The organism is Micromonospora sp. NPDC051006 (assembly GCF_044456245.1).
In the GTDB taxonomy this organism is placed as follows: domain Bacteria; phylum Actinomycetota; class Actinomycetes; order Mycobacteriales; family Micromonosporaceae; genus Micromonospora.
The window spans coordinates 178375-195882 of record NZ_JBITFP010000011.1 but is presented as its reverse complement, the minus strand read 5'-3'; the positions used below and the strand labels follow the sequence as shown (position 1 = coordinate 195882).

Annotated in this window: 16 protein-coding genes, 2 tRNA genes and 1 pseudogene; 6 read left to right on the top strand and 13 right to left on the bottom strand. The window is 70.2% G+C overall.

Annotated elements, in window-relative coordinates:
- From ACIBBA_RS19165 to gyrB, 7 genes and pseudogenes are all read right to left on the bottom strand, one after another.
- Window positions 1-146, bottom strand: a pseudogene (locus ACIBBA_RS19165) (peptidase E); the annotation flags it as partial.
- A 323-nt stretch (window positions 147-469) separates the two neighbouring features.
- Window positions 470-545, bottom strand: a tRNA-Ala gene (locus ACIBBA_RS19160).
- A 45-nt stretch (window positions 546-590) separates the two neighbouring features.
- Window positions 591-719, bottom strand: coding sequence for a DLW-39 family protein (locus ACIBBA_RS19155; protein WP_231928447.1), 129 nt, complete (start codon window positions 717-719; stop codon window positions 591-593).
- A 42-nt stretch (window positions 720-761) separates the two neighbouring features.
- Window positions 762-835: transfer RNA gene (locus ACIBBA_RS19150), tRNA-Ile, on the bottom strand.
- Window positions 836-980: 145 nt separating this feature from the next.
- Window positions 981-1871: a DUF3566 domain-containing protein gene (locus tag ACIBBA_RS19145; RefSeq protein ID WP_396698875.1), complete on the bottom strand. Its 891-nt coding sequence runs from the start codon at window positions 1869-1871 to the stop codon at window positions 981-983.
- Between the two features lie 4 nt (window positions 1872-1875).
- Window positions 1876-4395 (bottom strand): DNA gyrase subunit A, encoded by a 2520-nt coding sequence (gene gyrA / locus ACIBBA_RS19140; protein ID WP_396698873.1) that lies wholly within the window; start codon window positions 4393-4395, stop codon window positions 1876-1878.
- A 130-nt stretch (window positions 4396-4525) separates the two neighbouring features.
- Entirely contained in the window at window positions 4526-6472 is a 1947-nt protein-coding gene (gyrB, locus tag ACIBBA_RS19135; RefSeq protein ID WP_357046631.1) for a DNA topoisomerase (ATP-hydrolyzing) subunit B, read from the bottom strand.
- Between the two features lie 529 nt (window positions 6473-7001).
- Between gyrB and ACIBBA_RS19130 the strand changes: the two genes are divergently transcribed.
- Window positions 7002-7583 carry a hypothetical protein gene (locus tag ACIBBA_RS19130; RefSeq protein WP_396698870.1) on the top strand — a complete coding sequence of 194 codons (582 nt, stop codon included), beginning with the start codon at window positions 7002-7004 and terminating at the stop codon, window positions 7581-7583.
- Window positions 7584-7590: 7 nt separating this feature from the next.
- Here the strand turns inward: ACIBBA_RS19130 and ACIBBA_RS19125 are convergent, their stop codons facing one another.
- Complete coding sequence (locus ACIBBA_RS19125) at window positions 7591-8073, bottom strand: MarR family winged helix-turn-helix transcriptional regulator (protein WP_396698868.1); 483 nt, start codon at window positions 8071-8073, stop codon at window positions 7591-7593.
- An 89-nt stretch (window positions 8074-8162) separates the two neighbouring features.
- On the opposite strand from ACIBBA_RS19125, the gene ACIBBA_RS19120 reads away from it, so the two are divergent.
- A complete protein-coding gene (locus tag ACIBBA_RS19120; protein WP_350868671.1) occupies window positions 8163-8390 on the top strand; it encodes a hypothetical protein in 228 nt (75 codons plus the stop codon).
- Between the two features lie 4 nt (window positions 8391-8394).
- On the opposite strand, the gene ACIBBA_RS19115 is transcribed toward ACIBBA_RS19120, so the two are convergent.
- The 5 genes from ACIBBA_RS19115 to dnaA all read right to left on the bottom strand — a co-directional run bounded on the left by ACIBBA_RS19115 (window position 8395) and on the right by dnaA (window position 14944).
- Window positions 8395-9111, bottom strand: coding sequence for a DUF721 domain-containing protein (locus ACIBBA_RS19115; RefSeq protein WP_396698866.1), 717 nt, complete (start codon window positions 9109-9111; stop codon window positions 8395-8397).
- Window positions 9065-10198 carry a DNA replication/repair protein RecF gene (gene recF / locus ACIBBA_RS19110; RefSeq protein ID WP_396698864.1) on the bottom strand — a complete coding sequence of 378 codons (1134 nt, stop codon included), beginning with the start codon at window positions 10196-10198 and terminating at the stop codon, window positions 9065-9067. Before recF ends, ACIBBA_RS19115 begins: the two co-directional genes overlap by 47 nt.
- 16 nt (window positions 10199-10214) lie before the next feature.
- Complete coding sequence (gnd, locus tag ACIBBA_RS19105) at window positions 10215-11087, bottom strand: phosphogluconate dehydrogenase (NAD(+)-dependent, decarboxylating) (RefSeq protein WP_396698862.1); 873 nt, start codon at window positions 11085-11087, stop codon at window positions 10215-10217.
- Between the two features lie 37 nt (window positions 11088-11124).
- Window positions 11125-12258 (bottom strand): DNA polymerase III subunit beta, encoded by a 1134-nt coding sequence (gene dnaN / locus ACIBBA_RS19100; protein ID WP_396698860.1) that lies wholly within the window; start codon window positions 12256-12258, stop codon window positions 11125-11127.
- Window positions 12259-13039: 781 nt separating this feature from the next.
- Window positions 13040-14944, bottom strand: a complete 1905-nt coding sequence (gene dnaA / locus ACIBBA_RS19095) for a chromosomal replication initiator protein DnaA (protein WP_396698858.1) — start codon at window positions 14942-14944, stop codon at window positions 13040-13042.
- 548 nt (window positions 14945-15492) lie between these two features.
- Between dnaA and rpmH the strand changes: the two genes are divergently transcribed.
- The 4 genes from rpmH to yidC are packed head-to-tail and all read left to right on the top strand — an operon-like array spanning window position 15493 to window position 17351.
- Entirely contained in the window at window positions 15493-15630 is a 138-nt protein-coding gene (gene rpmH / locus ACIBBA_RS19090) for a 50S ribosomal protein L34 (RefSeq protein ID WP_350868681.1), read from the top strand.
- Between the two features lie 36 nt (window positions 15631-15666).
- A complete protein-coding gene (rnpA, locus tag ACIBBA_RS19085) occupies window positions 15667-16080 on the top strand; it encodes a ribonuclease P protein component (RefSeq protein ID WP_396698856.1) in 414 nt (137 codons plus the stop codon).
- A complete protein-coding gene (gene yidD / locus ACIBBA_RS19080; protein ID WP_350868684.1) occupies window positions 16077-16364 on the top strand; it encodes a membrane protein insertion efficiency factor YidD in 288 nt (95 codons plus the stop codon). Before rnpA ends, yidD begins: the two co-directional genes overlap by 4 nt.
- Before the next feature lie 3 nt (window positions 16365-16367).
- On the top strand, window positions 16368-17351 hold the full coding sequence (gene yidC / locus ACIBBA_RS19075) for a membrane protein insertase YidC (RefSeq protein ID WP_396698853.1): 984 nt from the start codon (window positions 16368-16370) through the stop codon (window positions 17349-17351).
- The last annotated feature ends 157 nt before the right edge of the window (window positions 17352-17508 follow it).

The window sequence follows — 17508 nt, the reverse complement described above, 5'->3', positions numbered from 1 at the left end:
GAGGCTGGCCCGCACATGGGGTGGCCGTACAGCGCCGTAGGGATGCAGAGGGCACTGGAGTCGGCGATCGGCTTGCCCAGCAGGTCGACCAGCGCGTCGCGGATGCTCGGGTTCGTGACGCCCGCGGACGTGAGAAGAAGCTTCACGCTTGCCTCCTGTACGTAGCGGTCATGACGCTCTCCCCGAGAGTCGGGAGATCGGGTGCACGGGAATACAGACTGGCCACCATAACGAAACTCATCGCCGTTGCGACCCCTCAAGCCCCCGCACGCACATGGAGCCATGCCAGTGCGCCCGCAGGCACCTGCCAGATTCGATGGCCTTGGTGTAGGTGGCTGCTTCGTCGTCGCGGTAGGTGGCCTCGCCGAAGGCTGCCTCAGCCATCGATCGGGTGCTGGTGAGGGGGACGGCATGACCGCTTGGCTGCACGGATGGCTGTACTCGGATCGAGATCAACCATGGAAAGTGCTGGTGGAGCCCAGGGGACTTGAACCCCTAACCCCTGCCTTGCAAAGGCAGTGCTCTGCCAGTTGAGCTAGGGCCCCGAGGGCGGCGGTGCCGCCTGGTCACTGGCGGCTGAGGCGTGGGCCTCAGCGCAGGTCGGGCGCGGTGGTGGCCTCGTGCCAGAGGGCGCGCTCGTCGTTGGAAGCCTTGACCTTCTTGGCCACGACGGCGGCCACGCCGACAACGCCGGCGAGAATCAGAAGCTTCTTGAACATGGGGCGACCCCTTGCGCTCGGCTGCCGTCGGATGACGTGCGGTGGGGCTAGCTGGAATCGAACCAGCGACCTCAGAGTTATCAGCTCTGCGCTCTAACCGACTGAGCTATAGCCCCGCGTTGCGACGAGCAAGGTTAACCCATCCGCGCTTGCCGCCCCAAATCGGGGTCCGGGCCCGCGCGGCGCCGTCGCGATCTCGAAAGTACCGGAGTGCGGAACGCCGGGGCGACCGCTTTCCGCGGTGCCCCGGCGACCGATGTTTCAGTCCCGCTCGGCGAGCGTCAGCTCGATGCCGCCGACCAGGTCGGCGCAGACGTTGTAGACGAACGCCCCGAGCGTGGCCAGCGCGGTGAACAGCACGACGTTGACCAGGCCGATCAACGCCGAGCTGAGGATGACGCCCCGGGCGGTGATCTGGAAGCCGTCGGTGCTCTGCCCACCGCCGGCGCTGACCAGGTCGGTCAGGCTGTCGTTGACGCTCTGGAAGACGCCCATCGCGTCCAGCGCGAGGTAGAGCACCGAGGTGGCGACCACCACGACGATGAAGAGCACCACCGAGACGGCGAATGCGAACTTCATCACCGACCAGGGGTCGATCCGCTTCAGGTTCAGCCGGGCCCGGCGCGGTCCGCGGGACGCGGCCGAGCTGACCGAGGTACGGGCCGCGCGTACCGCTTCACCAACGCGAGCGGCCCCGACGGCGGCCGCGTTGCCGATGCCCGGTGGCAGACCGCCGCCGTTGTTCGGGCGACCACCCGGCCCCTGCCGGCTGCCGTCCGGCTGCGGCATCGGGCTGCCGCCGACCCGGGGCTGGGTGCCGGTCGTCCCGCTGGCGGACGCGCCGGCCCGGACCGGGATCTGCTGGGTGCTGGTCGGCCGGGCGGCACCCGCCGCGCCGGCGGAACCGCCCGCAGCGGCCTCGGCCGGTGTCGCCTCGGTCTTCTCAGCGGACCCCGCCTCGTCGGTCGGCTTGTCCGGCGGTGGCGTCATCCCGGGAGCCCGGGTGAATTTCGGGGCAGGCGCATCGGCCGGGACGGTCGCCCGGCCCACGGCGGCGCGGCCGGTCGCTGGTGTGCCGCCCGATGCGGCCTCCTCGTCGACCGGGTTGGCCGAGGTCCCCGTGTTCCCCGACTTCGCCTGTGTCTCCGTCATTCAACTAGTCCTGTTCGTCAGGCTCGTCGGCATTGCGAGCAATCGCCACGATAGTCACGCCGTCCGGAAGGTCCATCAGCTTGACCCCCATTGTGTTCCGGTCACGCGTACGGCGTACAGGCTTCACCGGAGTCCGGATGACACCACCGTTGCTCGTGATGGCGAACAGCTCATCGTCCGGGTCGATCACCACCGCACCGACCAGACCACCGCGTCGCTCGGTGATCTTCGCAGTCAGCACACCTTTACCTCCCCGGCCCTGGACCGGGTATTCCTCGATCGGGGTACGTTTCGCGTATCCCCCGTTTGTGGCCACCAGGACGTCCAGACCCTCCCGGACGACCTCCATGGCGAGCAGGACGTCGTCCTCGGCGAAGCGCATGCCGATCACGCCCGAGGTGGCCCGCCCCATCGGTCGCAGCGCCTCGTCGGTCGCGTTGAACCGGATCGCCTGAGCGTTCTTCGAAACCAGCAGCAGGTCGTCCGCCGGCCCGACCAGGGCGGCACCGACCAGCTCGTCCTCATCGCGCAGGTTGATCGCGATGATGCCGCCGGAACGGTTGGAGTCGAACTCCTCGAGCCGCGTCTTCTTCACCAGGCCGTTCTTCGTGGCCAGTACCAGGTAGGGAGCCACCTGGTAGTTCGGAATTTCGATGATCTGTGCGATCTGCTCGTCCGGTAGGAAGGCGAGCAGATTGGCCACGTGCTGACCCTTCGCCACCCTACTGGCTTCCGGAAGCTCGTACGCCTTGGCCCGGTAGACCCTGCCCTTGTTGGTGAAGAACAGGATCCAGTCGTGGGTGGAGCAGACGAAGAAGTGGCTGACGATGTCGTCCTGGCGCAGCGTGGCGCCGCTGACGCCCTTGCCGCCACGGCGCTGCGAGCGGTACAGGTCGACCTTGGTCCGCTTGGCGTACCCGGTGCGGGTGATCGTGACGACCACGTCCTCCCGCGCAATGAGGTCCTCCATCGAGACCTCGCCGTCGAACGGCACGATCTGGGTACGGCGCTCGTCGCCCCACTTGGCGACGATCTCGCCCAGCTCCTCGGAGACGATCCGCCGCTGCCGCTCCGGCTTCGCCAGGATGTCCTTCAGGTCGGCGATCTCGATCTCGAGCTTCGCCAGGTCGTCCAGGATCCGCTGCCGCTCCAGGGCGGCCAGCCGGCGCAGCTGCATGTCGAGGATCGCGGTCGCCTGGATCTCGTCGATCTCGAGCAACCGGACCAGGCCCTGCCGGGCGTCCTCCACCGTCGGCGAGCGCCGGATCAGGGCGATCACCTCGTCGAGGGCGTCGAGCGCCTTGGACAGGCCGCGCAGGATGTGCGCCCGCTCCTCGGCTTTGCGCAGCCGGAACGCGGTCCGCCGGCGGATCACGTCGATCTGGTGCTCGACGTAGTAGCGGATGAACTGGGCCAGGTTGAGCGTGCGCGGCACCCCGTCGACCAGCGCCAGCATGTTGGCGCCGAAGGTCTCCTGGAGCTGCGTGTGCTTGTAGAGGTTGTTCAGCACCACCTTGGCGACCGCGTCGCGCTTGAGCACCAGCACGATCCGCATACCGGTACGCCCGGAGGACTCGTCGCGGATGTCGGCGATGCCGGCGAGCTTGCCCTCCTTGATCAGCTCGGCGATCCGCTCGGCCAGGTTGTCCGGGTTCACCTGGTAGGGCAGCTCGCTGACAACCAGGGCGGGCCGGCCGCGCTTGTCCTCCTCGACCTCCACGACGGCACGCATCCGGATCGAGCCGCGCCCGGTGCGGTACGCGTCCTGGATCGCCTGGGTGCCGACGATCAGGCCGTGGGTCGGGAAGTCCGGGCCCTTCACGATGCCGAGCAGCGCCTCGAGGGTGGTGGCCTCGTCCTCGTCCGGGTTCTCCAGGCACCACTGCACCGCCGCGCCGATCTCCCGCAGGTTGTGCGGCGGGATCTTGGTGGCCATGCCGACCGCGATGCCCTCGGAGCCGTTCACCAACAGGTTGGGGATCCGGGACGGCAGGATGGTGGGCTCCTTGGCCCGACCGTCGTAGTTGTCCTGCAGGTCGACGGTGTCCTCGTCGATGTCGCGCAGCATCTCCATGGCGAGCGGGTCGAGCTTGCACTCGGTGTAGCGCATCGCCGCCGCCGGGTCGTTACCGGGCGAGCCGAAGTTGCCGTTGCCGTCGACCAGCGGGTAGCGCAGCGACCAGGGCTGCGCCATCCGGACCAGCGCGTCGTAGATCGCCGAGTCGCCGTGCGGGTGGAACTGACCCATCACGTCGCCGACGACCCGGGAGCACTTCACGTAGCCACGGTCCGGCCGGTAGCCGGAGTCGAACATCGCGTAGAGGATCTTGCGGTGTACCGGCTTGAGCCCGTCCCGGACGTCCGGCAGCGCCCGCCCGACGATGACGCTCATGGCGTAGTCGAGGTAGGAGCGCTGCATCTCCACCTCGAGCCCGACCGGTTCGATCCGGTCGTGCGCGACCACGGCGCCGGCGGTCTCGGGGACCTCGGGCTCGCTCGGTGTGGACTCGGGGGTATCAGTCACTGTTTACCCTTATCAGACTCAGAGTCGTTTTCGTGCTGTGGATAACCGCTGTGGAAAGCGGCCTAGCTGTGGATAACTCTGTGGATCGGCGGACCGGTGGGTGGTTGCCCGCCCGGCCCGCCGATCACCGTCAGATGTCCAGGAACCGGACGTCCTTGGCGTTGCGCTGGATGAACGACCGGCGCGCCTCCACGTCCTCACCCATCAGAACGCTGAACAACTCGTCTGCGGTTGCCGCGTCGTCGAGCGTGACCTGACGGAGCGTACGGGTCGCCGGGTTCATCGTGGTCTCCCACAGCTCGGGATAGTTCATCTCACCGAGACCCTTGAACCGCTGGATGTCGTCCGGCCTGGCGTTCGGCTTCTTCTGCTGGCGCAGCGCGATCAGCCCGTCGCGCTCCCGGTCGGAGTACGCGTACTGCGCGTCGTCGCCCTTCTTGTTCCACTTGATCTTGTAGAGCGGCGGTGCGGCCAGGTAGACGTGCCCCAGCTCGACCAGCGGACGCATGAAGCGGAAGAGCAGGGTGAGCAGCAGCGTCTGGATGTGCTGGCCGTCCACGTCCGCGTCGGCCATCAGCACGATCTTGTGGTAGCGCAGCTTCTCGATGTCGAAGTCGTCGTGGATGCCGGTGCCCAGCGCGGTGATCAACGCCTGGACCTCGTTGTTCTTCAGCACCCGGTCGATCCGGGCCTTCTCCACGTTGAGGATCTTGCCGCGGATCGGCAGGATCGCCTGGGTCCGCGGGTCGCGCCCCTGCTTCGCCGAGCCGCCGGCCGAGTCGCCCTCGACGATGAAGACCTCGGACTCCCGCGGGTCGGTCGACTGGCAGTCGGCCAGCTTGCCGGGCATCGAGCCGGACTCCAGCAGCGACTTGCGTCGGGCCAGCTTGCGCGCCTGCTGGGCGGCGATCCGGGCCCGGGCCGCCTGGGAGGCCTTCTGGATGATGGTCCTGGCCTCGGCCGGGTTGCGGTCGAACCAGTCGACCAGCCACTCGTTGCAGACCCGCTGCACAAAGCTCTTCACCGGGGTGTTGCCGAGCTTGGTCTTGGTCTGGCCCTCGAACTGCGGGTTGGCCAGCTTCACCGAGATGATCGCGGCGAGCCCCTCGCGGATGTCCTCGCCGGAGAGCTTCTCGTCGCCCTTGAGCAGCTTCTTCTCCGCGCCGTAGCGGTTGACCACGCTGGTCAGCGCGGCCCGGAAGCCCTCCTCGTGGGTACCGCCCTCGTGGGTGTTGATCGTGTTGGCGAAGGTGTAGACCGACTCGCCGTACGACTCGTTCCACTGCATGGCGATCTCGACCGACATGCCCTCCTCCTCGGCCCCGAACTCGACCACCGTCTTGTGGATCGGGTTCTTGGACGCGTTGAGGTGCCGTACGAAGTCGGCGATGCCGCCCTCGTAGTAGAAGGTCACCTCACGCTGCCGGCCGTCCTCCTCCTCGGCCACCCGCTCGTCGAGCAGGTGGATGCGGAGGGCACGGTTGAGGAAGGCCATCTCCTGCAGGCGCCGGTAGATGGTCTGGAAGTCGAAGTCGACGGTCTCGAAGACGTCGGGGTCGGGCCAGAAGGAGACCGCCGAGCCCGTGCGGTCGGTGGTCTCGCCCTTGTCCAGCGGGCCGGGCTTGGAGTTGTCGTACTGCTGCCGCCACACGAAACCGGACTTGTGGATCTCCACAGCCATCCGGGTGGAGAGCGCGTTCACCACGGAGACACCGACGCCGTGCAGACCGCCGGAGACCGCGTACGCCTTGCCGTCGAACTTGCCGCCCGCGTGCAGCACGGTCAGCGCGACCTCGACACCCGGCTTCTTGAGCTTCGGGTGCAGGTCGACCGGGAAGCCTCGGCCGTTGTCGGTGACCCGGACCCCGCCGTCGGCCAGCAGCACCACGTCGATGGTGTCGCAGTAACCGGCCAGCGCCTCGTCGACCGCGTTGTCCACGACCTCCCACACGAGGTGGTGCAGACCCCGCTCACCGGTCGACCCGATGTACATGCCGGGCCGCTTCCGGACCGCTTCCAGCCCTTCAAGAACGGTGATCGACTCTGCGCCGTACTGCTGATTGTCCTGCGCTGCCACGCTCGGCCACTTTCTCGCTCCGTCGGCACCGGTGGGCGCTTCGGGCGCGGGTTCGGCGGACAGGACGCGACGTCGGCGCGCGGACCGACACCGGAGGACTCCGGTGACGGGTCGGTACGCGCCGGTCGCCGCGGTCGCCCGCGGATCGCGATCGGCTCGACCCGACGTGGACAATGATCACGGGCCCTCTTCCGGGCCCGTGTCTCCTCGCTCCGCACCGGGTCTTCGTCTCTCCGTCAATCTTACTGTGCGCTGGCGGCAGAAACGCCACTCGGCACCCTCGCAAAGCGGCTGAGAACTCCGTAGCGGGCCGAACCGCGCCGTCCGCGACTCCCCCTACACGCCAACCCTCGATCGAGGGCGGCGCCGCCCGCCGGGTGCACCCGCTGCCGGGCGGGTCGGGGGGTCGCATACCGGCGGGCGGTGCCGTACGTTTGCGGCGGTCCCGACGCGGGCTTGATCTTTCCTGGCGGAAACCGGACGATCGTCCCGATCGACTCCCACACGTGCTCTTAAGAGGTGACCTCAGATGGGGCTGGACAACGTCGCGGTGCACTGGCCGCGGACCGGCCGCTTCTACGATCCGGTCGCACCGGCCGAGTTCGTCGACTTCGGCGAGATCGTCGACATGCCACAGATCTCCGCGCCGACCGCCGCGCTGGCGGAGCTGATCGCGAAGACCGGCACGGTCCGGGCGACCGCGTACACAGAGCTGGTGGATCTGCTGCTCGGCCTCGAGGGTGTGCTCTACGCCACAGACGCCGCGGCCGAGGACGAGGACCCGGTGATCGACCCGGACGGGTGCTCCTGGATCGCCGACGGCATCGAGCGGTTCGTCGCCGGGCATCGCACGCACGGCGAGGCGGTGACGTTCGACTCGGTCAGCTCCGTGCTCCGCTCGCTGCTCGGCGACGGACGGCTGGCCGAGCAGCAGCTGCGGTGGTTGGACGGCCGGCTGGACGCGCTGCGCGACGAGAGCGGCGAACCCCCGCAGTGGAACTTCACCTGCGCCGAGCTGAGCGTGCTGGCGGCGTTCTACCGGCGCTGCGCGGACCGCGGCTTCGCCGTCTACGCCGAGTCGGAGGCACCCCGCCGGGTTCCGCAGCCCTGACGCCCCGCTATCCGGCGGTGCCGGTGCGGTTCGCGGCGTCGGCGCCGGCCCGGTTCGCGGCGGCGATGACATCGGTGAGCGCGGCGTGCAGCTGACGCAGGTCGTCGAGCGGCAGGCCGAGCCGCGACACGATCGCCGGCGGGATCCGCTCGGCCTCGGCGCGCAGCGCCTTGCCGCTGGCGGTGAGCGTGACCGCCAGGCTCCGCTCGTCGGCGGCGTCGCGCTCCCGGCGCAGGTGCCCGGCCGCCTCCAGCCGCTTCAGCAACGGTGAGAGCGTGCCCGGGTCGAGCTGCAGCAGGCGACTGAGCTCGCGCACGGAGAGCGGGGCGTGCTGCCAGAGCGCCAGCATCACCAAGTACTGCGGGTGGGTCAGCCCCATCGGCTCCAGCAGCGGCCGGTAGACCGCGACCACGCCGCGCGCGGCGACCGAGAGCGCGAAGCACACCTGCTGCTCCAACGCCAGGGGATCCCCGTCGAGCTGTTCGGTCACCGTCGACCTCCTATCCGTGTTGCGATCGTACCAATCATTGGTGTACCAATTATTTGTACACCAAACGCCGTTGCGGGAGAGGCGAGGCGATGAGTGACGAGAAGCCGACCACCAGAAGCCCCGGCGAGGGCGGCCGACTCATGGCCTGGGCGTTCCGCAACCTGGCGGGCCCTCCCGAGGTGCAGGGCGCGGTGCAGGGCGGCTCGACCCACGCCCGGGAGGCGTGGAAGGACGACCTGGAGCGACGCAAGCAGTGGAGCCGCGAGCAACGGGAACGCAAGCGCGCCGAGCGGGAGGCCCGGCGCACCGGTCGCTGACCCCTCAGCCGTACGTGTCGCGGGGGCCACGACCGCGTACCCGGCGCGGCCCGCGCGACCACGACGGCGCCGCCGGGCCGTGGATGTGCAGCTTGCGCACCACGTTGTGGCCGACCTCTTTGGCGATCTGCTTCAACAGTGATCCGGCGAGCAGTCGCAACTGGGTCGCCCAGGCGGTGGAGCGGGCCTCCACGGTCAGCTCGCCGTTCTCCAGCTTCACCGGCCGGCTGTTCTGTGCCACCTCGGCGCCGACCACCCGCTCCCAGGCGCCGAAGACGGTCGCCTCGGCGGCGGGCTGCTGCCAGCCACGGGCCTTGACCAGTCGGTTCAACACCGCGCCGAGCGGCTGCGGATCCCGCGGATCAGGGCCCGGGCCCGAGTAGCCGCGCAGCCGCCGCTCCCCACCCCCGGCTGCGCCGGTCCCGCCCGGGCCGCCGCGCCGGCGGGTCCGGTTGGCATCCCGTCGGGCCTTCGCCGCATCCAGCACCGCGCGCGCCAACTCCGGCCCCGCCACGCCGTCCGCCATTCCCGCCCCGTCGGCCGCGTTCGCTCCGCCGGCCGGCTCCGCCTTTCCGGCCGGGTCAGTTTGGCGGGCCGGGTCCGACCGGCCCGGGCCATCCGCGCGCCCCGCCGGCGTACCGGCCGGCTTACCGCCCGCGGCTCTACGGTCTGGCTCATCCGGCACGACGCACCATCCCCTCGCCCACCTCGTACCGGGCACCGCGCAGGGCGGCCGGTACGTCGTCGTCGACCGCGCAGGTGACCACGAGCTGGCTCGCACCGCCGACCAGCTCCGCCAGCCGCTCCCGGCGCCCGGCGTCCAGCTCGGCGAAAACGTCGTCGAGCACCAGCACCGGCTCGATCCCGTCGGCCCGCAGCAGGTCGTAGCCGGCCAGCCGCAGGGCCAGCGCGAACGACCAGGACTCGCCGTGGCTGGCGTACCCCTTCGCGGGCAGCGGGCCGAGGGTGAGGGCCAACTCGTCGCGGTGCGGGCCGACCAGCGTGGTGCCCCGCTCGATCTCCGCTGACCGGGAGTCGGCCAGGGCGGTGGTCAGCGCCTCGGCCAGCACCGCCCGGTCCGTGGTCGGCTCGGCCAGCTCCACCGAGGGCCGGTAGGCGATGCCGGCCGAGCCCCGTCCGGCGGCCACCGCGTCGTACGCCTTGGCCACGTGCGGCGCCAGCGCGGCGACCAGCTCCAGCCGACCGGCGAGCAGCTCCGCGCCGTGCTGGGCCAGGTGGGTGTCCCAGACGGCCAGGGTGGAGAGGTCCCCGCCGCGCGTCCCGCCGGTCTTGCGGGCCAGGTACGCCGTGCGGAGCAGGGCGTTGCGCTGCTTCACCACCCGCTCGTAGTCGGCCCGTACCCCGGCGTACCGAGGCTGGCGGCTGACCAACAGGTCGTCCAGGTATCGGCGACGCTCGGCCGGGTCGCCCCGGACGAGTTCCAGGTCCTCCGGGGCGAAGAGCACCAGCCGCAGCGCGCCGAGCACGTCGCGGGCCCGCCGGGCCGGTGAGCGGCCGAGCCGGGCCCGGTTGGCCTTGCCCGGGACGATCTCCAACTCGACCAGCAGCTCCCGGCCGTCGTGCACGACCGCGCACCGGATCACCGCCGAGCCCGCGCCCATCCGCACCAGCGGCGCGTCCGTGGCGACCCGGTGGCTGTCCAGGGTCGCCACGTAGCCGAGCGCCTCGACCAGGTTCGTCTTGCCGACGCCGTTCGCGCCGATCAGGACGTTCGTCCCCGGCTCCAGGTCCACGCCGACGCGCTCGTACGAGCGGAAGTCGACCAGTTCAAGCCGGCGGACGTACACAGGTTGTGGATACCGCTCAGCGCTTGTGGACGGCGTGCCCGCCGAACTGCTGGCGCAGCGCGGCGACCGCCTTCATCGCGGGCGAGTCGTCCTGCCGGGAGGCGAACCGGGCGAAGAGCGAGGCGGTGATGACGTTGAGCGGCACCGCGAGCCGGACCGCCTCGTCGACCGTCCAGCGGCCCTCGCCGGTGTCCTCGGTGTAGCCGCTCAGCTCGGCCAGCTCCGGGTCCTCGTCGAGGGCGCGGTCGAGCAGGTCGAGCAGCCAGGACCGGACCACCGTGCCCTCGCGCCAGGACTTGAACACCCCGGGCACGTTGGTGACCAGCTCGGAGGCGGCGAGCAGCTCGTAGCCCTCGGCGTAGGCGTGCATCAGGCCGTACTCGATGCCGTTGTGCACCATCTTGGCGTAGTGCCCGGCGCCGACCGGACCAGCGTGCACGAAACCGAACTCGCCCGCCGGCTTGAGCGACTCGAAGATCGGCATCAGCCGCTCGACGTGCTCCTGGGCGCCGCCGACCATCAGCGCGTAGCCGTTCTGCCGGCCCCAGACGCCGCCGGAGACGCCGACGTCGATGTAGCCGATGCCGCGCTCGTTGAGCCGCTCCGCCCGGGGGGCGTCGTCGCTGAACCGCGAGTTGCCGCCGTCGATGATGATGTCACCGGCGCCGAGGACGTCGGCGAGCTCGTCGATGGTCGCGTCGGTCACGCCGGCCGGGACCATCACCCAGATCGCCCGCGGCGACTCGAGCTTCTCGGCCAGCGCCGCGAGGGACGGCACGTCGCTCAGCTCCGCGTTGTGGTCGAAACCGACCACCTCGTGCCCGGCGGCGCGCAACCGCTCACGCATGTTGCCGCCCATCCGGCCGAGTCCTACCAGGCCGAGCTGCATCGTTCCTACCTCCGGTGTGACTGTTTTGCGAGCGCGATCAGCGGGACACGCGGATCGGCATGATGAGGTACCGGTACCCGGGGATGACCTCGCCATCCTCGCCGGCGGGCGAAATCACCGCGGGCTTGAAGGCGTCGACGAACGAGAGCATCGCGGTCTGCGCGCCCAGGTTGGCCAGACCGTCGATCAGGTACTGCGGGTTGAAGCCGATGGTCAGCGGGTCGCCGGTGAAGGTTGCCTCCATCGCCTCGCTCGCCCGCGCCTCCTCGGAGCCGCCGGCCTCGACCACGAGCCCGTCGGCGCTGAAGCTGAGCAGCACCGGGGTGGTCCGCTCGGCGACCAGTGCGACGCGCTTGACCACCTCGATCAGGGTGCTGACCGACAGCCGGGCCTCGGCGTTGTGGCTGGCCGGGAAGAGCGAGCGGACCGGCGGGTAGTTGGCACCGTCGAGCAGCCGGCTGGTGGTGCGCCGGGTTCCGCCGGCGAAGCCGATCATGCCCTCGCCCGCGCCACCGGTGGCGAGCGCCAGAGTGACCTCACCGCCGAGCGGCCCCAGCGCCTTGGCGGTGTCGTGCAGGGTGCGCGCCGGCACGAGGGCGTTGAGGCTCACCTCGGGGTCGTCCGGGCGCCACTGGATCTCGCGCAGCGCCAGCCGGTAGCGGTCGGTGGCGAGCATCGCCAGCGTGCCGCCGCTCAGCTCGATCCGGACGCCGGTCATCATCGGCAGGGTCTCGTCGCGCCCGGCGGCGACAGCCACCTGGGCGACCGCGGCGGCGAAGGTGGCCGCCTCTACCGTGCCGGCGCTCTCCGGCATCTCCGGCAGCGACGGGTAGTCCTCCACCGGCATGGTGGGCAGGGTGAACCGGGCGCTACCGCAGACCAACTCGAGGTGCGCACCGACCGCGGCGATGTCCACCGGCTTGGCCGGCAGCGCCTTGGTGATCTCGGCGAGCAGGCGGCCGGAGACCAGCGCGGCCCCGTCGGCATCGCCCTGCACCTCGACGGTGACCTGGCTGGAGACCTCGTAGTCGAACCCGGACACCTGCAGGTTGCCGTCGGTGACCCGGAGCATCACACCGGCCAGCACCGGTACGGATGGCCGGCTGGGCAGGCTCTTCGCGGTCCACGCCACGGCCTCGGCGAGCGCGTCGCGCTCCACTCGGAACTTCATCAATGCCTCCGCGTCGACGTCAGCCACAACTCTCTCATGCCGACCGCTGCCTACCGACCCGCCCGACCGTGCGGGTACCCATCGCACCTTAGGGCGCGGCGGCATCGGCTGTGCGCCCGACCCCGGTGCCGGGGTTGGTGCTCACCTCGGTTGGGCAGCGTTCGGCCCGATCCACAGAAAGTCCAACGGTGATGATTGGTTTTTGTTCTTTTAGAAGAGATAACTCATCGTCTTCATCGCACCTGTGCAAACTGTGGAGAACCGGCGTCCGCGCAGGTGAGACAGGTTATCCACCGGTGTGCAGGCTGTGGAGAACCGGGGTGCAAACCCGTGCCGTGGTCCACAGGCCACCGCCGGCGGCTGGTTGTCCACCGTTGTCCACCGGTTGTCCACCGGTAATCCACCGACTTTCTCCCCAGACCTGTGGACCGTCCGGGTCGTCTCGAGGCTCGTCATCCCCAGAACCTTCAACAGCTCGCCCACAGGGCGGTCGTCATCGGTGGACGACGGCGCGGTTGTCCCCAGCCGTCCACAGCACTGTCCCCAGGGTTTCTCCACAGGCTGTGGGTAACTGGGAGCGGACCGACCGTAGTTATCCACCGACGGTGGATAACTGGATGTGGACAACGATCGTCGGCGGTGTCGGTCACGGGTTCAATGCTGCGGGCTCGACCGGCTCGAGGGTCAAGTTCACCGGGTGGAAAACAGAAAAACCCGGCCGTGGGCGCGGCCGGGCGGAGGTTGCGGCCCGCCGTCGGTCTCGCGACGGCAGGCGTACGCCTCAGGTGTTCTGCTTGATCCGGTTGGTCAGCTCGGCGATCTGGTTGTAGAGCGACCGGCGCTCTGCCATCTGCTGGCGGATCTTGCGGTCGGCGTGCATCACCGTGGTGTGGTCCCGGCCGCCGAACGCCTGGCCGATCCGGGGCAGCGAGAGGTCGGTCAACTCCCGGCACAGGTACATCGCCACCTGACGGGCGTTGACCAGGACCCGGGACCGGGAGTGTCCGCGCAGGTCCTCCAGGCTCACCCCGAAGTAGTCAGCGGTCGACGCCATGATCTGGTCGGCGTTGATCTCCGGCCCGGCGCCGTCGGGCATGAAGTCCCGGAGGACCTCCTCGGCCAGTGACAGCTCGACGGTCGACCGGGTCAGGCTGGCGAACGCGGTCACCCGGATCAGCGCGCCCTCCAGTTCCCGGATCGAGTTCGACACCCGGGAGGCGATGAACTCCAGCACGTCCGGCGGGGCGTACATCCGCTCCTGCGCCGCCTTCTTCTGCAGGATCGCGATCCGGGTCTCCAGGTCCGGCGGCTGGATGTCGGCCAGCAACCCCCACTCGAACCGGGTTCGCATCCGGTCTTCGAGCGTGGCGAGCTGGCGCGGCGACCGGTCGGAGGTGATCACGATCTGCTTGTTGGCGTTGTGCAGGGTGTTGAAGGTGTGGAAGAACTCCTCCTGGGTGCGCTCGCGGTTCTCCAGGAACTGGATGTCGTCGATCAGCAGGATGTCGACGTCGCGGTAGCGCCGCTGGAACGCGCTGGTCTTGTCGTCCCGGAGCGAGTTGATGAAGTCGTTGGTGAACTCCTCGGTCGAGACGTACCGGACCGAGCGGGCATTGCCGAGGGTCGTGGCGTAGTGCCCGATCGCGTGCAGCAGGTGGGTCTTGCCCAGCCCGGAGTGACCGTAGATGAAGAGCGGGTTGTAGGCCTTCGCCGGTGACTCGGCCACCGCGACCGACGCGGCGTGCGCGAACCGGTTGGACGAGCCGATGACGAACGTCTCGAACATGTACTTCGGGTTCAGCCGGTTGCCGCCCGTGTCGGCGCCGGGCAGCCGGCGGTCGTCCCGCATCCCGGTCCGGTGATCCGTGCCACCCCGGCCGGGCCCACTGTCGGTCCCGCCGTCGCGCGGCAGCGCCCGGATCACATGCTGGTCCCGGGGTGAGCCGGCGTCGTCGCGGTACCGGGGCTCGTACGGGCGGGTGTCCGAGCCCGGCGGGTTCAGCCGAGCGGCCTGCTCGTCGAAGCCGCGCCGCTCGGGCGCCGGTCGGGGTGCCGGCGGCTCCGCGAAGACGGCGCTGAACAACGTCTCCTGCGCGTCCCGCCCGGCCAGCCCGGGGTGGTGCCCGTCGCCGATCGGCGCCGCGGCCGGCGGCTCGGGGCTCTGCTCGGGCTGCGGCTGCGGCTGCGGCTGCGGCTGCTCAGGAAACGACACCTCCGGCCGCTGGCCGACACCGGTCGGCTCGTCGAGCAGGGTGGCCGGCCCGCCCTGGGGATCGATCGGCTCCGGCTCGGGCGCGCTGCGGTAGACGGTGCCCGCCGGGCGGCCGGTGGCGTCCTCGGCGACCCGGACGGTGACCGCGACCTGGATCGGCCGGCCCAGCCGGCGGGTGAGCGCCTCGGTGATCGCCGGCCGCAGGCGTGACTCGATCACGTCCCGGGTGAAGGCGTCCGGCACGGAGATCAACGCGGTGTCCTCGACGATGGCACGCAGCCGGGTCAGTCGGAGGTAGGCCCGCTGCTGGGCGGAGATGATCTCGTCGGCGAGCTCGTCCGTCGTCGCCGTCCACACCGCGGCAAGGTCGGTCGTACCGGCCACCGTCGTGCCACCCCCTCGCTTCTGCTCCCCGGCCGCCGCTGTCTGCCAGCCGGCCGTCCCGGGCCCGCCGCATTCGCGCGGGTGGTCCATCACCACCCGAACGGCCGAATGGCCGACCGGTCGTCATCCACAAGTTATCCACAGCCTGTGTACCGACCGATTGTGGCCGTTCGTCGGTTCCGGGTGGGACCTGCCCCTGCCTGAACGGGCGCTGAAGCGGGTACACCGTGCCGAACGATTCACTACCTTGTCCGGTCTTGCCGGTCGACGACGACTGCACCCCCGACGCCGACCGCAATCGGGCACGGTAACAGCGTTGTCCCTGCGCCATCAACCGTCGACGCGGCCCGGCCGTTGTCGGCATCAGTGAAAACCGCCGCTTCGGTCCTCGGCGCGTCCGGGTGGATCCCGGCTGAGCTGTTTGACGGTCATTGCGCCCCTGCGTAGGCTGGAGCGGCTGCTCTCTCGCCCTCTGCTAGGGTGATGGGTGCTTGCTGTCCGCGGTCGCATCCCCGCACTGCCGAGGTCCCGCTCCGCCGGGCAGCACCGAACGGGGGCCACCGCCGAGGTGGCCTGAACCACCCCACGACCCCGGCGATCCCGTCGCGCGGGGCGCGTACGAAAACGGAGAGCCTGACGTGAGCAAGCGCACCTACCAGCCGAACAACCGCCGGCGCGCGAAGACCCACGGCTTCCGGCTGCGCATGCGCACCCGTGCCGGCCGTGCCATTCTTGCGAACCGCCGTTCCAAGGGTCGCACCACCCTGTCGGCCTGAGGGCCGACCGGGTAGGTCCGGGGGACGTGGGCAGTCGTGCTGGCGGCCGCGCAACGACTGCGGCGCAGTACTGACTTCGCCGCAGCGGTCCGGGGTGGCCGACGCGCCGGCCGAGGCGCCGTCGTGGTCCACCTGACCCTGCCGGCCTCCCCTGAACCAGAGACACCGACCTCGCCGGAGCCGGCGCGGGCCACCGGTGCGGAGCAGCCCTCCGCCCCGACCCGCGCCGGCTTCGTCGTGTCCAAGGCCGTCGGGCCCGCCGTGGTACGCAACCGCGTCCGCCGCCGGCTCCGGCACCTGGTCCGCGAGCGCCTCGCCGCGCTGCCGGCCGGCAGCACGCTGGTCGTCCGGGCGCTGCCGGCGGCCGCCGACGCGTCCTATCCGACGCTCGGCGCCGACCTGGATGCCGCGATCACCGCGGCTCGGGCCGGGCGAGGGCGCCGCCGATGAGCGCCGACCCGACCGCCCCCCGGCCGAGCAGCGCCGCCGCCCGTGTGCTGATCGGACCCATCATCGCGTACCGTCGGTGGATAAGTCCGGCACTGCCGGCCCGCTGTCGGTTCTACCCGTCGTGCAGTGCGTACGCCCAGGAGGCGGTGGCCCGGCACGGCGCGGTCCGCGGAGCCGCCCTGGCGGTCCGGCGGCTGTTGCGCTGCCACCCCTTCCACCCTGGTGGACATGACCCGGTGCCGGAGCCGGGCGGTCGCCGCCGTGCCGATGTGACTGGAGCCTGAGAATTGTTCAGTCTGGACTGGATCTACTACGCGATCTCGTGGATCCTGCTGACCTGGCACTCCGCCTGGGACGCCATCGGGATCCCGGTCAGCGCGGTGATCGGCACGAACTTCGCCTGGATCCTGGCCATCATCTTCCTGGTGGTCACCGTCCGGGTGATCCTCTTCCCGGTCTTCGTCAAGCAGATCAAGTCGCAGCGTGCGATGCAGGCGTTGCAGCCGCAGGTCAAGGCCCTGCAGGAGAAGCACAAGGGTGACCGGGAGACGCTCCAGAAAGAGATGATGGAGCTCTACCGGAAGGAAAAGGCCAACCCGTTGATGGGCTGCCTTCCGATGTTCCTCCAGATTCCGGTCTTCCTCGGCCTCTTCCACGTGCTCCGCCGGCTCGACCCGGCCAAGCAGGCCAAGACCCTCTACGGCTGGTCGGTCGAGCAGTTCGACAGCGCCTCGCAGGCGAAGCTCTTCACCGCCCCGATCGCCGGCAAGTTCGGCTCGACCGCGGACGAGCTGGCCCGGCTGAACGCCAACGGCACCACGGTAAAGATCATCGCCGGCATCCTGGTCCTGGTGATGATGGGCACCACCTACCTCACCAGCCGCCAGATGATCCTGAAGACCGGCTGGGCCGAGGACCCGCAGCAGCGGATGATCCAGCGGCTGATGCTCTACGGCATCCCGCTCTCCCTGCTCGTCTCCGGCGCCATCTTCCCGATCGGCGTGATCATCTACTGGGTCACCAACAACCTCTTCACCCTCGGTCAGCAGCAGTGGGTGCTGCGCAAGTACCCGCCGCCGCCCACCGCCAACAAGGCCACCTCGGGGGCCCGCAACTCCGTTCAGCCGGCCAAGTCGGGCGGTCTGTTCGGGCGTGGCAAGCCGGCCCCACAGGTGCCGGCCAAGGCGACCGCGCCGAAGATCGCCGGGCCGAAGCCGGGCGCCAAGCCGGTGAACCCGAAGAAGGGACGCCCCGCCAAGCGGCAGGGCTGAGCTGAGTACGGGCCGCCGCCGGGTGACCGACGGCGGCCCGTTCCGCACCGTGCAGCCGCCGTACGGCCGGCGCCGGGCGGAATGCGCCGCGCACCGCGCGGCCACGGGCGACACTGCCCGTTAGACGTGCCCGCGGGCACCGGCGACCTCCCGCCGG

Excerpts from the sequence above, each read along its gene's own strand:
- ACIBBA_RS19155 (WP_231928447.1), bottom strand. The coding sequence starts at position 719 with ATGTTCAAGAAGCTTCTGATTCTCGCCGGCGTTGTCGGCGTGGCCGCC.
- yidD (WP_350868684.1), top strand. The coding sequence starts at position 16,077 with ATGAGCGCCGACCCGACCGCCCCCCGGCCGAGCAGCGCCGCCGCCCGT.
- dnaN (WP_396698860.1), bottom strand. The coding sequence starts at position 12,258 with ATGAAGTTCCGAGTGGAGCGCGACGCGCTCGCCGAGGCCGTGGCGTGG.
- ACIBBA_RS19145 (WP_396698875.1), bottom strand. The coding sequence starts at position 1,871 with ATGACGGAGACACAGGCGAAGTCGGGGAACACGGGGACCTCGGCCAAC.
- ACIBBA_RS19130 (WP_396698870.1), top strand. The coding sequence starts at position 7,002 with ATGGGGCTGGACAACGTCGCGGTGCACTGGCCGCGGACCGGCCGCTTC.
- ACIBBA_RS19120 (WP_350868671.1), top strand. The coding sequence starts at position 8,163 with ATGAGTGACGAGAAGCCGACCACCAGAAGCCCCGGCGAGGGCGGCCGA.
- dnaA (WP_396698858.1), bottom strand. The coding sequence starts at position 14,944 with ATGGACCACCCGCGCGAATGCGGCGGGCCCGGGACGGCCGGCTGGCAG.
- gnd (WP_396698862.1), bottom strand. The coding sequence starts at position 11,087 with ATGCAGCTCGGCCTGGTAGGACTCGGCCGGATGGGCGGCAACATGCGT.